Below are 14570 nucleotides of genomic sequence, written 5' to 3' on the forward strand. Positions count from 1 at the left end.
TCGCCTGCGTACGGCTGGCGGTATGGGAGAATTTCAACTTACGAGGTGTCCTTTGCAGCGGGCGATGGAAGCGTAGAGAACTCCCATCCTCCCAGTTCAGGGGACACCTCACTTCATTTCGCTAACCTCGCTTCGGACTTCACGCCGTGGATAGAGGCTGAGGATTCGGCCCGCCGCCTACGAGTTGGCCAGGGGGCAGCTCCAAACTCCCGCCAGGGATCGTGGCCTTGGAGACCCAGGCGGGTGCCTGCACGGAGAGGAGCCTGTCGGGCTGGGCACGATGACTGATCAGGGTCACGTAGAGGGGGGCCTTGGATCCAGGGGCCAGGGGGACTGCCGGAGGCGCCCCGAGCACGAAGGCGTTTCTGATCATGATGTTGTTGAAGGTCTCGTTCGCTCCCACATTGGGCGCGAACTCCTCGGTGCTGACGCCTGGATCCTCGCTCCCACACGCGCCCAGCACCAGGAGAAGCGCCAGGACGAACGTCGGCAGTTTCATGCCCTTCTCCCATCCCGCTGCAGGTATGCGCTCGCTGTTTCGCGGCCCCGGTTACCCCTTGAACGCGCGGGTAACCCTGCATGGGCACAACGCGTGCTCTAGGCCCAACAGGGAGTTTGGATCGCCATGTCCGGGGCGACACTCAACAGCTTCTTGAGCTCGTTTGCCCTGTTCATGGCCTCTATGCACGGTCTTGGCGGCGATCCTGGAGTGGACAGAGTCACAGCCTGGTTCCACCGGACTGGGAGGGATCACCGTGAAACGCATGCTTCTCGCGGCGGCCTTGGCGCTTGCCGCAACCGTGACCGGCGCCGCCGGCGCATCCGCTGCCTCGCCCGCACCCTCGCCAGAGATTTCGCCACCCTCTCCCGACATCTCTCCGCCGGTGCCTCCAGACCTGTCACCCTCACCCGAAGGCAGCCCGTTCGGGGCCGGATGTGCCGCGATCGAGAACACCTTCGCAGGCATCGCCGGCCAGCCGGTCGGGACCGCGATCTCTGAGGTGCCCGACTTGTCCACGCTGGCGGACGCAGTGGAAGAAGCCGGTCTGGCTGACCGCCTGAACTCCGCCAAGGACATCACGGTCTTCGCGCCGAACAACGAGGCCTTCGAGGCCATCCCGCAGGAGAGACGAGACGCGGTCATGGCGGACAAGGAACAGCTCACCAGGATCTTGTCCTACCACGTGGTGGAGGGCAAGAAGGCGCCCGCCGACCTGGAGGACGGCACCACCCTCAAGACCCTCCAGGGCCGTGAGCTGACCGTGAAGGGCTCCGGGGACGATCTTACGATCAACGACGCGAAAGTGGTCTGCGGCAACATCCCGACGTCCAATGCCACTGTGTACGTCATCGACAAGGTGCTCATGCCCGAGTAGCGAGCCAGCGCATGTCGGAGGGTGGAGAGCACGATCCGGCGAAGCGAGTCCGACGCTGGGCTTCGGGATCGTGCTCTTCGCCGCCGGGATGTATGGAGAAGGGTCCCACCGCGGCAAAATCGTGTTGGATCGGACACACGGGTGGGCCGCAGGTCAGCTTTCTCTCGCCAGGCCCTCGGCGTCGTCCGTCAGGTGGAGGTTTTCTCATCCACGCGGGTCATCCCGGAAAGGGGTAAGCGCACCAGGGCGCAACCGGAACGGAGCCGTGCAGAGCACGGTGAAGGGAGGCCCTCGTGTCTGAAACGTTCCATGCGCAGGACCCTGACGGACGGAAAGACGATCTCCGAGGTGTGGTGAGAACCGCGACGTCCCCGCCACCGTCGCGATCGTTCTGGCTCGGCCTGGCACTGGGCATCCTGCTGGCCGTCGCCACCGCGCTCTTAATCGTGCAAAACGGCGCCTCGGTCGCCCTGCAATGGCTGAACCTGCACTTCACCGCGCCACTGTGGTTGTTCCTGCTGGCATTAGCCGTGTCCGGCGCTGTGCTGGCCCTCCTCGGCCTGATGCTGTGAAGGCGAAGCCGGACGCAAGCACGCCTTCGCCGGAAGGCGGCCCACGACCTGCGAACGATGACAGGGAACTTGCCTCCTAAGGACCCGGAAGAACCGGGACGCAGACAGGCGCCTTGACCGCAAGGCTGTGGGGATTGCGGGCCCCAGCATAAGAGTGAACTGTCCGGCCGGCCGCGCTGCGTATCTCGCCAACCGGGCCGGGCAGGGAGGCCTGCGGCTGTGCTGGGGCGAGACCGGCCAGATGGCAATGGGCATATTTCGCGCTGGCCGACGCCGGGGTTGACCTGCGCGGCGGATTGCTGGCCTCGCCTATGCCGCCTTGATTGCCCACGTCAAAGACGGCGTTTCACCGCCTCACTGGCCGCGGCCCGCGCCCCCGAGACGACGATCTGCGGTGCTGAACAGGGTGCGGTACGCGGTTACGCAGGCACCGGGGTCATTCACCCCGGCTCTCGCGTTCCTGGGAGGCGATCCGCGGCCGGGCGCCCAGGACCGCCCCCGGGTGCGCTCGAGCCGCCGGGTCCCGCCGCACCTTGAGCAGGCTGGCCACAGTGGTGACGGTCAGCACGCAGCGATGACCATAAGCGACACGAGGGTAGTGATCTCCGGCACTCGCTCATCCAGGCCGTGAGTCCAGTGCAGGACCAGCTTCACCCCAATGAACGCCAAGATCAGCGCGAGCCCGCTCGAAAGATAAACCAGGCGGTCCAGCAACCCCGTCACCAGGAAAAACAGCGCCCTCAGCCCGAGCAGCGCGAACGCGTTGGCCACGAAAACGATGTAGGGCTGCTCCGTCACGCCGAACACGGCAGGGATGGAGTCCAGCGCAAACAGGATGTCGGTGCCGCCTATGGCCACCAGCACGATGAACAGCGGAGTGACCATCCACCGCTCGTCATCCCGGGCAGTCAACCGCCCGTCCACGTAGTCGGAGGTAACCGGCAGCCACCGGCGCGACAAACGGACCAGCGCGTTGTTCTCCACATCCGGATCCTCCTGCCGATGCCGATACAGCTGCACCGCCGTCCACAGCAGCAGCAACCCGAAGATCAGAAACATGAGGAGAACAGCGACAGCAACACCGCCCCGGCCGCGATGAAGATAGCTCGCAGGATCAGGGCGGCGATGATGCCGAAGGTCAGCACCTTGCGCTGGTGCGCCTGCGGCACCGCGAACGTCGACATGATGATCACGAAGACGAACAGATTGTCAACCGACAGGCTCTTCTCCACGATGTATCCGGCGAAATACTCGGCACCGTACTCCCAGCCCACCTGGCCAGCGAAAACCACACCGAACAGCACCGCCACGACGATGTAGAACACCGACCAGGCCGTCGCCTCGCCGAAACCCGCCACGTGCGGACGGACCGTAGCCAGCACCAGATCCAGCGCCAGCAACCCCACGATCACACCGACCGTCAAGGCCCAGCCCACCGCCGTGACCTCCACAGCACCTCCATGAATCTCCGCGGGCCTCTCTTGCGAACGGGTGCCACCGCACGGACGATCCTCGCGCCGCCCGGAGCCGCTGCGTCCGGTGGCCCTAGTCCGGTGTGGCGGTGCCCTAACTTGAGGTTGTGAGCAGGAGCCCCACGACTATGAGAATTACCGACACGCATAGCAGGACAGCTATCCGCCACACCTGCCCGGGCACAGCGTGGACCTTTCGACATGCCTCGCCGAAGAGCAGCATGCTGGTTTCGTCTTGATGCGGTCTGGCGAGGAGGGCATCGAGATCGGGATCTTCAAAGGCGAGTCGCTCCTCGATCTCTTCAAGGGCTCGCTGCTCCTCTCTGGAGAGTCTCATCTCGATCACCTCGTGTCAGTGTCTACGGGGCAGCCCCAGGATCGGTGCGGGGTGGTCGATCCTGCTGGATGGCGCGCGACGCCCTTCATTCGCCCCCCTTGCCCGGGATCCGCAATCTCATACCGGCAGGCCAGGCCCTGGCACTGCGCGGCCTGGAAGGCAGCCGACGCCGGTAACTCCTCGGTGGTGGCGGCTGCCCGTCGTACCGCTTCGCGGTATGTCAGCGTGATTGACAGATTGCCGGTCGTCGGCAGGTAGGCGCCCTTCGGCGTTACCGGGGGCGGCCCTTGCCCTCAGCCCACGGGTGACGAAAGCGTGGTGATGCGGGCATCTCCGCGGTTGGCCCCGGAAGCCGCGGAGATGCACGTCCATCGTGTGTGCCGGGGTCTACGCCTGGAACGGCGAGGGCTGCGACGGCCAGCATCCGTTGATCGTCTGGTTCGGCTTAGGTGCGAAGGGGTGCGTCCCGCCAAGCGACTGTGAGGTGATCCGATGGCCATCCCGCTGCCTTCTTTCCTGCACACCGGTGACAGCACCAGATCCCGCGCCCATGCCGAGCAAGCGAGGTGAGACATGATCACAGATCTGGCGTTGAAAGCGAGTCGAGTTCGCCCGCGGTACACAGTCGCGTGTTCATCGTCGTGGAAGACGCACTCCGGTATGACCTTCCATCCTTCGTGGAGTTCGCTATGGACCAGTTGGACGTCAACGTGGAGCTCAGAGACCGGCACGCCGTGGTGCGGGTGCGCGGCGCGATCGATCTGACGACCGCCGCGCTGCTCGGCAGCATGCTGGAGAACATTCGGCACCCGGGCGGCGGTTGCCGCGTCGAGGTGGATCTTGACCAGGTGTCGTTCATGGACTGTTCCGGGCTGAGCGAACTGCTCCGCGCCAAGCAGCATCTCTGGCGCCAGGGCCGGAGCATCAAGCTCGTCAACTGCTCACCTCAAGTCGACCGGCTGCTCGAGATGGCCGGCCTCGACCACCGGCTGGACGCGCCGTGGTACGGACGGGACGCTCGCGCCTAGCCCTAGCGCCTCGTGCCGGAAAGCGCTCTGGCGTCGATCAGCGTAAACCAACCAGCCCCAGCGCCCGGCAGGCCGACGATGTTGCCGTTGTGCGGCAACATCCTGCCCATCGAGGCTGCAACCGGTAGCCCTAGTCTCATACCGCGTTCTCCCGGCAGTCTTCAGGTTGGGGACAACAGCCGGGAGGTGAGATGGTGCTGGAGAAAACTGCTGTGACCGTCCGGACGTCGCGGTGTGGAAAGGCGGATTGGGCAGACCCTGACGAGAAGCGGATGTTCGAGCATCTGGCCGGACTTTCCTCCCGTCATCCCCACCGGGAGTGGCTCCGGCAGGAGCTCGCCCGTCGACATCAAGGGCTGGTCGAAGCGTTGGCCTGGCGCTTCAGGTACCGCGGAGAGCCTGTGGAGGATCTCATCCAGTCCGGCAATATCGGCCTGGTGAAGGCCATCGACAGGTTCGACATCAGCCGCGGCAACACGTTCACCGTGTACGCGGTCCCGCTGATCTTGGGTGAGATCCGGCGGCACTTCCGCGACATGGGGTGGGCGGTTCACGTGCCACGGCGCGTGCAGGACCTGAAGATCCTGATCCACAACGCGGTGGACGAGCTCACGCAGCAGCTCGGACGCCGTCCGACCGTGCAGGAGTTGGCCGAGAACCTCGACGTGGACGTGGCCGATGTCGCCGAAGGACTAAGGGCAGACAGGGTCTACAGCTGCTTGTCTCTTGACGTCATGCTGAGCCAAGAGGACACCCGGCCACAGCCGACGGCGTCCGATGCCCAGGAGGATGAGCGGCTCGACCTGGTCATCGAGCGGGAGATGATCTGGCCGCTGCTGGGCGCCCTCCCTGACCGGGAACGCACGGTGTTGTTGTTGCGCTTCTACGGCAACCAGACCCAGTCGGAGATCGCCCAACAGTTGGGACTCTCCCAGGTTCACGTGTCCCGATTGCAGGCAAGGGCCTGCTCTCACCTGCGTGAGCAACTGCACGCCGCGTGAGAGCCGGTGTGACCTGAACACCTAGCTGGAGCGCTTGCGGCGACCGACATGAGGCGGCCGGCGTTTCCAGCCCGGTCGCAGGAGGACGAGGGCCCGCCTGCCGTACAACTTGGAGTGTTCATGACTGGCCCCGCGCGTCGCGCACCCCGCCTGTTCGGGCGGCGCTCTTGGGCTGAGGCCCGTCGCATCGCCGACATTCTCCGCCAGGAGACCATCGGCGGGGGCCTGCTGCTGGCGGGTGCGGCACTGGCCATGGCATGGGCCAACTCTCCATGGTCAGCCGCCTACGAACAGGTGCGCGCCTACACGATCGGCCCCACCTGGTTGCACCTGAACCTCGACATGGCGACCTGGGCCGCCGACGGGCTACTGGCCATCTTCTTCTTCGTGGCCGGCCTGGAGCTCAAACGAGAATTCGTCGCCGGAGATCTGCGCCCGCCGCGGCGGGCCGCGGTACCGGTCGCCGCCGCCCTCGGCGGTGTGATCGTCCCAGCCGCGCTCTACTTGCTGATCAACCGGAACATCCAGGGCGCCGCCGCCGGATGGGCGATCCCCACCGCCACCGACATCGCCTTCGCGCTGGCGGTGCTCGCGGTGATCGGCCGATTCCTGCCCGCGGCGCTACGCACGTTCCTGCTCACCCTGGCCGTGGTCGACGACCTGCTGGCGATCGTCATCATCGCCGTCTTCTACACCAGCTACCTCGCGCCGATCCCGTTGCTGGCCGCGCTGCTGCCGTTGGCGATCTTCACCGCGCTGGTGCAGCGCCGGGTACGGTCCTGGTGGCTGCTGCTGCCGCTGGCTGTGACGGTCTGGGGCCTGGTACACGCCTCCGGCGTGCACGCCACCGTCGCCGGCGTGCTGCTGGGCTTCGCCGTGCCCGTCATGCGCCGCCGGCGCACCGGCGGCCCCGAAACCGGTCCGGGGCTGGCCGAGCACTTCGAGCACCGCTTCCGGCCGCTCTCGGCCGGGGTGGCGGTGCCCCTGTTCGCGTTCCTGTCGGCGGGCGTGCACCTGGGCGGGCTGGACGGTGCCGCCACCGCCCTGAGCAACCCGGTCGCCATCGGCATCGTCGTCGGCCTGGTCGTCGGCAAACACATCGGCATCATGGCCGCGACCTGGCTGGTGGCCCGCTTTACCCGGGCCCACCTCGACGAGGGGCTGAGCTGGGTGGACGTGCTGGGCCTGTCGATCCTGGCCGGTATCGGCTTCACGGTGTCGCTGCTCATCGGCGAGCTGGCCTTCGGCGCCGCAGCCGAACGCGGCGACTACGTCAAGATCGCCGTGCTCAGCGGCTCGGTCATCGCGGCGCTGCTGGCGGCGGTAATCCTTCGCCTGCGCAACCGCGCCTACCGGCACCTGCACGAGGCCGAAACCGCGGACCAAGACCGTGACAGCATTCCAGATGTCTATCAGGACCGCGACCGTGTCGACCGCGCTCCCGGCCATCATGTCGACCGCGCCGACTACGGCCGCGTAGACCATGCACGGCGGAGGCGGCGGAACAGGCCCGCGTGACCTCAGCCCTTGACCAACGCGCGGCCATGATCGCCGGCGTAGGCGTCGAAGATCTCCAGCGTTGTCCCACCGACATGGAGAAATCGTTGATCGAGGATGACGGCGAGGTCGTCCAGCGCGTGCACGAGCGTCGTGGCGCTGAGGCGGACGTCGTCCCGCGACGATGCCTGCCCACATTCCGCCAGGTCGACGGCATACCCGATCATCGCCGCCAGTGAGGCATCGTCATCGCCTTCATGGAAGTAGTAGCTTTCGGCGTACTGGACGAGGTCGACACGGGTTTGCACAACTTTGGTAGCCACGTCATACAGCAGGCTGGCGCCGAAGGAAAACTCCGGCTGGACGAGCCGGCTCGTCGCGTGGCTACGGCGCAGGACGGCCAGTTCGATCGCCAGGCACCTTCTTCGTGTCAGCGCTGGATAGATCTGCAGCACCCAGGAAACGGTCGCCGTCAGGAGGGCGAAGCCGATCATTGCCTGTACTGGCGCCGCGACGCGCAGCCAGCCTGCTCCCGGAACGATGTCTCCGAAGCCCAGCGTGGCAACGTTGACCAGTGAAAGGTAGAGAGCGTCCAGCAGATCCGTGCGCCGATCTGGTTGCATGCCGGGCGCGAAGATGAACGCTTCGGGGATGTGCGGCCAGTAGATGAGGGTCCAGCCCAGCACGGCCATCGAGATCCACATGCACACCACCGTCACCATGGCCAGCGGTCCGGCAAGGGCCGCGGCCGTCCTCCGTCCACGACGGATGGAGCGCTGGAACATGCGCCAGGCCCCTCTCATGACGAGGCGGCTCAGGCTGCCGTGGCCCACCGGGTGCCAGAGAGTGTGGAAGATGTCACGCAAAGCGATCATGACGAGCCCGGCACCTGCCGCGGAGACCAACCACTCCATGACACTTCTCCCAGAAACTGACGGCTGCCGCTTTATTTGCCGATCGTCGGCAAGTAAATCCCGACATATCTGCACATATTCATCTCTACCTTGCTCGATCACACTCTTCCGGGTGAACCTAGAACTATGACCGATCACTGGGGTAGGGAACATATGGACGAAAGCGATGGGCATACGGACCGCTTGCCTTTGGCGGAGATAGCGGCCCGGGCCAGCGCTGACGCTGGGGGTGTTCCTGCCCAGTGGCTGAGGGACTATCTGCCGCTGCTGGCCGACGTCAGCCAAACGGGGCGACGCCCGGATGCGGCCGCGCTGTCGCGCATGCGCGAGTGTGGTGAGTCCGCGGCGCGCGACGGCGTCCCCCTGCGCGCGATCATCGATGTGCGCCTGAGTGCGACCTGGCTGGCCTGACCCGTCCTGCCGGGGATAGTCCGCAGTAGGCGGGCGGAGGAGCTCCGGTCCGCCGGGGAGGCGGTCTTCAGGGCCGCGGACCGGTCGATCGTGGCTCTGGTGGAAGGCTATGAGGCGGCTCAGCGCCTGGTGATCCGCCGCGAGGAAGCACTGCGCCGGGAGTTCATCGACGACCTACTTCACGGACGCCGCGACGTCGGCACCCTCGCCGAGCGAGCGGAGCGTTTCGGGCTGCGTCTGGTCGGCGCGCACATCGTTGCCATCGCCGAGGCAGAACAGCCCTTCTTCGATGGTGGTCCGGTCTCACGGCATGTGGAAGCGTCGCTGCTGTCTCGCTTCGGTGTACGCGACATTCTGATCGCCACAAAGGAAGGCCTGCTGGTCTGCGTGTCCTCCGGCTACGTGAAGGGCGTGAGCGAAGCGTTCGGCTCCTTTGTCCAGGAGATGATGAAGGACGATGCGTCACTGCGGATCGGCGTGGGCCGCGCCCATCACGGGCCAGGCGGGGTGGTGCGCTCGTTTGAGGAAGCCCGCAACGTGGTGTCGTTCGCCCGCCGCCTGCAGCTTCCCGACCGGATGCTACACGCATCCGATCTCCTCGTTCTGCAGGTGCTCTTGAGAGACAACGCGGCAATCAGCGAATTGGTCGAGACCGTGCTTGGGCCGTTGCGGGCAGCCAAAGGAGGCCCCAATGCGCTGCTTGAGACGCTGTTCGCCTACTTCGCCACCGGCGCTGTCGCCACGCTGACGGCAGGTCGCCTGCACATCGGGGTCCGCACGGTGACCTATCGCCTGCAGCGGATCCGTGAGCTCACCGGCTACGACCTGAACAACCCCATCCAGCGTCATGCCCTGGAAACGGCGACCCTTGGCGCACGCCTGCTGGGCTGGCCTGACGAGACCATCATGACCGGCACCCGACTTCCTGCCCCATAGAACCCTCGCTGCGGGACTGCAAAAGTCGCGCGAGCAGACGATGAGCGCAGATCACGTTGGATCCGGCGCGGGCGTCAAAGACCGTGGCCAGCGGGCTACGCTGTCGTGCCATCGCAACCACAACCTCCAAGGCCGTAGAGCGGCCACAGCAATGCCCCACAAGGGGCAGTGTGGGAAGAAAGTCGCTGATCGGGCGTTGGATCGCCTCGGTCAGGATGCGGTCCCCGATCTCTTCCGGGAAGACCCCTGCCAGGGTCGGGCTCTCACGAAACGGCCACGGTAGCAGCAAATCCAGCGCTTCCGGTAGCGAGAGCGTCGCCTGGGGACGCCCAGAGGAGTCCAGGATCACGACTCCGGGCAAGCTCCTGCGGACTATGGCCGCCAGCACGTCCATCAACCTCGCGTCGGACCGCACGGCGGGGAAATCGTGTGCCAGGTCGCGGGCGATCATTCGACTCATCTCTCCTTCGCCACATGAAGCCCCAATTCGATGCTGTCAAACTGTGTGGTAGGAGGAAAATGTACGTGCCAGACCAGTATGAACCCTCTTTCTTGCCGCCGATCGGCAAATCCTCGAACGCGTCGGTGGCGGTTACCGGCCCTCGGCAAGAACCTCACCATAAAACTGCCGCCCAAGCGAAAACGGCCAATTAACCCCTGCGGCCCGCATCGCTGGACACCCCTTCTCATCTTGCAGCGAATCCACTACCGACGTTTGAGGTAACCGTCCCTGATCTTCAGAGCCGGATAGTGAATCTCATCGAGTCATAAGATCGGGAGGCGAAGCGATGCGCTCGGCCATCGCATCGCGAGCCCGGCGATTGCGGCGGAGAATCGCAGCAGCACGGGAGGGAATCCGCCTCGAAAGTCGGTTCCAACACCAGCTTCAAGCACGCCTGGACACCAGTCGCGCATGGCCCTCACGCCCAGATAGCCGACCTTGCCCCCTGCTGCCAGGTGGCTCATCACCGGCGGAGCCTTCCTGACCAGCCGCCACACGGCGTAGGCGACTGCGGCGAACAGCGCGTTCAGCCCCAGGTCGGTCAGGTAGGACGCCGAAAGTCCGTCCTGGATGGGCTTGACCCACGACACGGCGTAGAAGGCGAGGATGACCGTCACCGGGTCGTCGAAGGACGACCATGCGCCCAGGATGGTCTTGGCCCGGTCCGAGAGCCGGTTGTCGGCCATGACCGAGGCCACCGAAAGCGGGTCGATCTGGGCCACGGCCACCGCGAGGATCATCGCTCTCGGGGTCGCCGGAGACGAGATAGACCACGCCGGCGATGAAGGCCGCCTTCAGCAGCACCCCGACAGTCGCCGCGAGCAGGATCAGCCTGCCGTGCTGGCGGGCCTCGGCGCGGGTCGATGCCGTGCGTGCTGCCGTACAGGCCCACGGCGAGCAGCAGGCTGCTGAGCAGCAGGTAGGCGCCGGAACGTTCCAGCCCGGACACGCCACCGAGATCGGCCGCGAGCCAGCCTAAGCCGACGAGCAGGATCAGAAACGCGATTCTGGCCGATGGTCGCTCCTCGCACAGCTCAGGACCTCAGAAAATCAAGCGATCGGGTTCATTGTTCATGCGAGCGTGCGATCATCGCGCCTTCGTACCCGGCCTGTTCGCCCACTGCCCGGCCGCGCGGGCAGGCCGGTCATGGGCGGACCACGACAACGGGGACGCGTGAATGGTGGAGTACGGCATGAGCGGTGCTCCCTATGCCGAGCAGGGCCGGAACCCCGCTGTGCGCCCCGATGACGACGAGGTCGGCCTCGGCCGAGGCATCGATCAACGCTCTTGCCGGCTGCTCGTGGACGACGTCCTGAACGAGCACGACATCCGGGAACTCTTCCCGCCAGCCGGCAAGGGCCTCGGCCAGCAGGACGGCCTCTTCCTCGCCCACCGCCTCGACGTCATAGACGACAGGCTGCATGTCGCCCGGCCATCTCGTGGCTGGATGCGTCCAGGCGTGGACGGCCCGCAAGGTGGCACGGCGCAGCGCGGGCTCGCGAAAGGCGAAGTTCAGGAGACCGTCCTGACCAGGCTTTCCGGTGACACCCACGACAATCTCACCACGATCACCCGCAGGCGACTGCCGGACGACGGTCACCGGACACGGTGCTCTGGCCACGACGTCAAGGCTCACTGAGCCCAGGAGCAACTCGGTGAAGCCGCCGCGGCCACGGTTTCCCACGACGAGAAGCTGCGCGCCTTCCGCTGCAGTGACCAGTGCGTCCGCCGGTCTGTCGGCGACGATGTCGGTGGTGACGCTCAGATGCGCTCTGCCTGCTCTGGCGTGGACGGCCGCGTGGTCCAGCATGTCCCTGGCCGCGGTCTCCGCCTCCGTCCCCCACGTAGGAGGCTGCGGGACGAGCGGGACGTCGTGGGCCCATCGGGCTGCCGCGTACAGCATCCGCAGTGGGGCGCCGCGGATCGCGGCCTCACGCCCGGCCCAACTCGCCGCCTGCAACGAGGGCGCTGATCCGTCCACGCCCACGACGATCGGCATGGTCATGGCTGCCGCCTCGTACGTTGATGATTCACGCGGGAGATCTCACGCAGGGCCTGCCGTCTCGGCCGGGCTAAGCGTATCCGCCGGGGGCAGGCGGAGCCAGGAGCCCCTTTCCGCTGCGACTATTAGATCTCTTGGCCGTATCATGACTGCTCAGCGGAAACGGCAGCCGTAGGCGGAAGTCGGGGAAGGCCCGCAGGAGAAGGTGGCGCTGTAGAACGTGTTTGCCTAGGGGCCTTTCGAACCGTGCTCAGCGATGCCGCCAGCTCCCGGCAGCCCTCAACGGACATCTGGACGCTTGCAGATGTTGCGACCATGGACAGCAGGAGCACGGGCTGTCCCTCCTCGGTGATCCCGGGAAGGAGCTGGATCACTCCGGGGATGCCTGGTAGCCGGGCGAACCCGCGCCAAAGCCCTGCGAGCATCTCGTTCACTGCGGCTTCATTGTCCAGGGCCAGGGCGCGTTCCCGCATGAGCTCGGCGAGTTCCGCCATCTCCAGGAGTTCCCTGGCCAGCATGTCGCAGTTGAACGCCGAGACAGGTGTGGAGGAGTCGCCCACGTGAAGAAGGGCCCGAGGTAGCCCTGCTGGCCGCACCTCGACCCAGGCGCGCGCTAGCTCATCCCGCGCCGAGCCCGGTTGGTCACTCATGGTCATTCGCTCACACTGGCAGAGACCGTCTGTCCCCTCCAACACGACCCACCAGGTCATCAGAACCTGGGGAAAGTCTTCGAAAAGGGTTGGGGAACGGGTAAGGGAGAAGGCCGAAGGCTGCCCCGCAAACCGCCTCTCCTACCGGCGGGGCCCCGCGGCGCGGCGGAGCCGGTTGGCGATCGCGAGTCCCAGCCCCTCCTCCACCGGCAAGGACGCGACGATGAGGTCACACCCCCGCTGGTCGAGCTCGCGCAGGAACCCGTACAGGCCGCGCGCGTAGGCGGCCATCGAACCGGGGACCGCCACCACGGCGTGCGCCTTCACCGCAGCGTCGGCGAAGGAAGGGGGAAGAAGGACGCCCACCTGGTGCCCTAGCTCCTGCGCGAGCTCCGCTTCGGCGACGACCTTCTCCGGCTCGACGAGGACGACCCGTGCACGCGGCGCGTAGTGTGACGGATGCTGGCCCGGCACCCGGACACGGCTCGTCGAGTGGACCGCAAGCGGGCACTCCAGCACCGCTTCGAGGTCCTCGCGCGTCACCCCGCCGGGCCGAAGGACGCTCGGGGCCTCGCCCGTGGCGTCGACGATGGTCGACTCGACGCCGACCTCGCAGGGGCCGCCGTCCAGCACGAAGTCGACGGCATCACCGAGCTCCGCACGGACGTGGTTCGCCGTTGTGGGGCTGACCGAGCCGAAGCGGTTGGCGGACGGGGCCGCGACACCGCCGCCGAAGGCCGACAGCAGCGCGAGTGCGACGGGGTGGTCGGGCACGCGCACGGCCACCGTCTCCAGGCCACCAGTCGCTTCGAGGGGAACCCGGCGGCCGCGCCGCAGGACCAGCGTGAGTGGCCCCGGCCAAAAGTGTTCGGCCAGCAGGCGCGCCGTCGCGGGCACGTCCTCGACCCAGTCGCCCAGGTGCTCCGCGCCGCCGATGTGGACGATCAGCGGGTGCGAGGGCGGGCGCCCCTTGACCTGGAAGACGCGCCCGACGGCGGCAGGGTCCTCGGCGTTGGCGCCCAGACCGTAGACGGTTTCGGTCGGGAAGGCCACCAGGCCTCCGGCGCGCAGCACACCGGCCGCCTTCTCGATGTCACTGGTCCTTGCCATCACCCGTCACCCTCGCAATCTTGTCACTGTTCCAGCAGCGCGCGGGCCTGCCCGTGCTACAGGCAGGCGGCCGGCAGCGGGTTTCACCGTGCGGAGGCAGCAGCCCTGCTCAGGCCATGGGAGGCGACCAGCTGCGCACTGCCGTCGGCCAGCCGGTAGGACAGGCCCGCCACGGCGAGGCGGCCGGCGGCCACCCGCTCGGCCAGGACGCGGGAGCGGTCCAGCAGCAGGTCGACGGTGTGCCGGATGTGCTCGTGGAGGATCTCCTCGGCCTGGTCGCGTCCGGCGGCGCGGGCCGCCAGCACGCTCGGGGTCACCCGCTCGACGACGTCACGGACGAAGCCGGCGGGCGCCCTGCCGCCGTCGGCGGCGGCGCAGGCAGCGGCGATGGCCCCGCACGAGTCATGGCCCAGGACCACGACCAGCGGGCAGTCCAGCACGCTCACCCCATACTCGATGCTGCCCAGCACCTCCGAACCGACCACATGCCCGGCCGTGCGGACCACGAACAGATCACCCAGTCCCCGATCAAAGATGATCTCGGCGGCCAGCCGGGAATCGGAGCACCCGAACAGCACCGCGAAGGGACTCTGCGCCGGTGCGGTCTCGGTGCGGCGTGTGGCGTCCTGGTTGGGGTGCTCCGGCGAGCCGGTGACGAACCGCTGGTTGCCGTCCAGCAGCATCTCGAAGGCATCATCGGGAGTCGGCGTCAGTATCTCAGTCATGGCCGCAGGCTACTGGTATCAGGCTACGGCCGGCCC

General features: G+C 66.7%; 17 protein-coding genes and 1 pseudogene. 8 read left to right on the forward strand and 10 right to left on the reverse strand.

Features of this window, described 5'->3' with window-relative positions:
* Window positions 1-139: 139 nt before the first annotated feature.
* The gene (locus ETD86_RS26680; protein ID WP_138668916.1) at window positions 140-499 is read right to left on the reverse strand and encodes a hypothetical protein; all 360 of its coding nucleotides are present in this window, start codon (window positions 497-499) and stop codon (window positions 140-142) included.
* Window positions 500-692: 193 nt separating this feature from the next.
* Between ETD86_RS26680 and ETD86_RS26685 the strand changes: the two genes are divergently transcribed.
* Window positions 693-1376 (forward strand): fasciclin domain-containing protein, encoded by a 684-nt coding sequence (locus tag ETD86_RS26685; RefSeq protein WP_246148214.1) that lies wholly within the window; start codon window positions 693-695, stop codon window positions 1374-1376.
* A 293-nt stretch (window positions 1377-1669) separates the two neighbouring features.
* Entirely contained in the window at window positions 1670-1948 is a 279-nt protein-coding gene (locus tag ETD86_RS26690) for a LapA family protein (RefSeq protein ID WP_211370330.1), read from the forward strand.
* Between the two features lie 436 nt (window positions 1949-2384).
* Here ETD86_RS26690 and ETD86_RS59670 read toward each other — a convergent pair whose 3' ends face one another.
* From ETD86_RS59670 to ETD86_RS26700, 3 genes and pseudogenes are all read right to left on the reverse strand, one after another.
* A complete protein-coding gene (locus tag ETD86_RS59670; RefSeq protein ID WP_342779307.1) occupies window positions 2385-2516 on the reverse strand; it encodes a hypothetical protein in 132 nt (43 codons plus the stop codon).
* A pseudogene (locus tag ETD86_RS60170) lies at window positions 2510-3399 on the reverse strand (TerC/Alx family metal homeostasis membrane protein). The gene ETD86_RS59670 and the pseudogene ETD86_RS60170 overlap by 7 nt, the downstream one beginning before the upstream one ends.
* Before the next feature lie 115 nt (window positions 3400-3514).
* Window positions 3515-3757 (reverse strand): DUF3040 domain-containing protein, encoded by a 243-nt coding sequence (locus ETD86_RS26700; protein WP_246148241.1) that lies wholly within the window; start codon window positions 3755-3757, stop codon window positions 3515-3517.
* Between the two features lie 689 nt (window positions 3758-4446).
* On the opposite strand from ETD86_RS26700, the gene ETD86_RS26705 reads away from it, so the two are divergent.
* From ETD86_RS26705 to nhaA, 3 genes are all read left to right on the forward strand, one after another.
* The gene (locus ETD86_RS26705) at window positions 4447-4785 is read left to right on the forward strand and encodes an STAS domain-containing protein (protein WP_138668919.1); all 339 of its coding nucleotides are present in this window, start codon (window positions 4447-4449) and stop codon (window positions 4783-4785) included.
* Between the two features lie 272 nt (window positions 4786-5057).
* Entirely contained in the window at window positions 5058-5786 is a 729-nt protein-coding gene (locus ETD86_RS26710) for a SigB/SigF/SigG family RNA polymerase sigma factor (protein WP_170223280.1), read from the forward strand.
* Window positions 5787-5906: 120 nt separating this feature from the next.
* Window positions 5907-7304, forward strand: a complete 1398-nt coding sequence (nhaA, locus tag ETD86_RS26715) for a Na+/H+ antiporter NhaA (protein WP_138668921.1) — start codon at window positions 5907-5909, stop codon at window positions 7302-7304.
* A gap of 2 nt (window positions 7305-7306) precedes the next feature.
* Here the strand turns inward: nhaA and ETD86_RS26720 are convergent, their stop codons facing one another.
* Window positions 7307-8197: a potassium channel family protein gene (locus tag ETD86_RS26720; RefSeq protein WP_138668922.1), complete on the reverse strand. Its 891-nt coding sequence runs from the start codon at window positions 8195-8197 to the stop codon at window positions 7307-7309.
* Between the two features lie 126 nt (window positions 8198-8323).
* On the opposite strand from ETD86_RS26720, the gene ETD86_RS58355 reads away from it, so the two are divergent.
* The gene (locus ETD86_RS58355) at window positions 8324-8608 is read left to right on the forward strand and encodes a hypothetical protein (RefSeq protein WP_246148216.1); all 285 of its coding nucleotides are present in this window, start codon (window positions 8324-8326) and stop codon (window positions 8606-8608) included.
* Between the two features lie 99 nt (window positions 8609-8707).
* Entirely contained in the window at window positions 8708-9544 is an 837-nt protein-coding gene (locus tag ETD86_RS26725) for a PucR family transcriptional regulator (RefSeq protein ID WP_246148218.1), read from the forward strand.
* Here the strand turns inward: ETD86_RS26725 and ETD86_RS26730 are convergent.
* Window positions 9513-9995: a CBS domain-containing protein gene (locus ETD86_RS26730; RefSeq protein WP_138668923.1), complete on the reverse strand. Its 483-nt coding sequence runs from the start codon at window positions 9993-9995 to the stop codon at window positions 9513-9515. The two genes, ETD86_RS26725 and ETD86_RS26730, sit on opposite strands and share 32 nt — an antisense overlap.
* 314 nt (window positions 9996-10309) lie before the next feature.
* Window positions 10310-10786, reverse strand: coding sequence for a hypothetical protein (locus tag ETD86_RS26735; protein WP_138668924.1), 477 nt, complete (start codon window positions 10784-10786; stop codon window positions 10310-10312).
* 41 nt (window positions 10787-10827) lie between these two features.
* On the opposite strand from ETD86_RS26735, the gene ETD86_RS26740 reads away from it, so the two are divergent.
* Window positions 10828-11025 (forward strand): hypothetical protein, encoded by a 198-nt coding sequence (locus ETD86_RS26740; protein WP_138668925.1) that lies wholly within the window; start codon window positions 10828-10830, stop codon window positions 11023-11025.
* Window positions 11026-11191: 166 nt separating this feature from the next.
* Here the strand turns inward: ETD86_RS26740 and ETD86_RS26745 are convergent, their stop codons facing one another.
* The 3 genes from ETD86_RS26745 to ETD86_RS26755 form a co-directional block, all read right to left on the reverse strand.
* Complete coding sequence (locus ETD86_RS26745; RefSeq protein WP_138668926.1) at window positions 11192-12052, reverse strand: universal stress protein; 861 nt, start codon at window positions 12050-12052, stop codon at window positions 11192-11194.
* Between the two features lie 788 nt (window positions 12053-12840).
* Window positions 12841-13809 (reverse strand): L-threonylcarbamoyladenylate synthase, encoded by a 969-nt coding sequence (locus ETD86_RS26750; RefSeq protein ID WP_138668927.1) that lies wholly within the window; start codon window positions 13807-13809, stop codon window positions 12841-12843.
* A gap of 83 nt (window positions 13810-13892) precedes the next feature.
* On the reverse strand, window positions 13893-14534 hold the full coding sequence (locus ETD86_RS26755) for a carbonic anhydrase (RefSeq protein WP_138668928.1): 642 nt from the start codon (window positions 14532-14534) through the stop codon (window positions 13893-13895).
* Between the last annotated feature and the right edge of the window lie 36 nt (window positions 14535-14570).

This window comes from Nonomuraea turkmeniaca (genome assembly GCF_005889735.1).
Lineage (GTDB): Bacteria > Actinomycetota > Actinomycetes > Streptosporangiales > Streptosporangiaceae > Nonomuraea > Nonomuraea turkmeniaca.

Coding starts and splice junctions, on each gene's coding strand:
- ETD86_RS58355 (WP_246148216.1), top strand. CDS start 8,324: ATGACCGATCACTGGGGTAGGGAACATATGGACGAAAGCGATGGGCAT.
- ETD86_RS26705 (WP_138668919.1), top strand. CDS start 4,447: ATGGACCAGTTGGACGTCAACGTGGAGCTCAGAGACCGGCACGCCGTG.
- ETD86_RS26730 (WP_138668923.1), bottom strand. CDS start 9,995: ATGATCGCCCGCGACCTGGCACACGATTTCCCCGCCGTGCGGTCCGAC.
- nhaA (WP_138668921.1), top strand. CDS start 5,907: ATGACTGGCCCCGCGCGTCGCGCACCCCGCCTGTTCGGGCGGCGCTCT.
- ETD86_RS26740 (WP_138668925.1), top strand. CDS start 10,828: ATGAAGGCCGCCTTCAGCAGCACCCCGACAGTCGCCGCGAGCAGGATC.
- ETD86_RS26720 (WP_138668922.1), bottom strand. CDS start 8,197: ATGGAGTGGTTGGTCTCCGCGGCAGGTGCCGGGCTCGTCATGATCGCT.
- ETD86_RS26735 (WP_138668924.1), bottom strand. CDS start 10,786: ATGATCCTCGCGGTGGCCGTGGCCCAGATCGACCCGCTTTCGGTGGCC.
- ETD86_RS26750 (WP_138668927.1), bottom strand. CDS start 13,809: ATGGCAAGGACCAGTGACATCGAGAAGGCGGCCGGTGTGCTGCGCGCC.
- ETD86_RS26700 (WP_246148241.1), bottom strand. CDS start 3,757: ATGAGACTCTCCAGAGAGGAGCAGCGAGCCCTTGAAGAGATCGAGGAG.
- ETD86_RS26680 (WP_138668916.1), bottom strand. CDS start 499: ATGAAACTGCCGACGTTCGTCCTGGCGCTTCTCCTGGTGCTGGGCGCG.
- ETD86_RS26745 (WP_138668926.1), bottom strand. CDS start 12,052: ATGACCATGCCGATCGTCGTGGGCGTGGACGGATCAGCGCCCTCGTTG.
- ETD86_RS26710 (WP_170223280.1), top strand. CDS start 5,058: ATGTTCGAGCATCTGGCCGGACTTTCCTCCCGTCATCCCCACCGGGAG.
- ETD86_RS26755 (WP_138668928.1), bottom strand. CDS start 14,534: ATGACTGAGATACTGACGCCGACTCCCGATGATGCCTTCGAGATGCTG.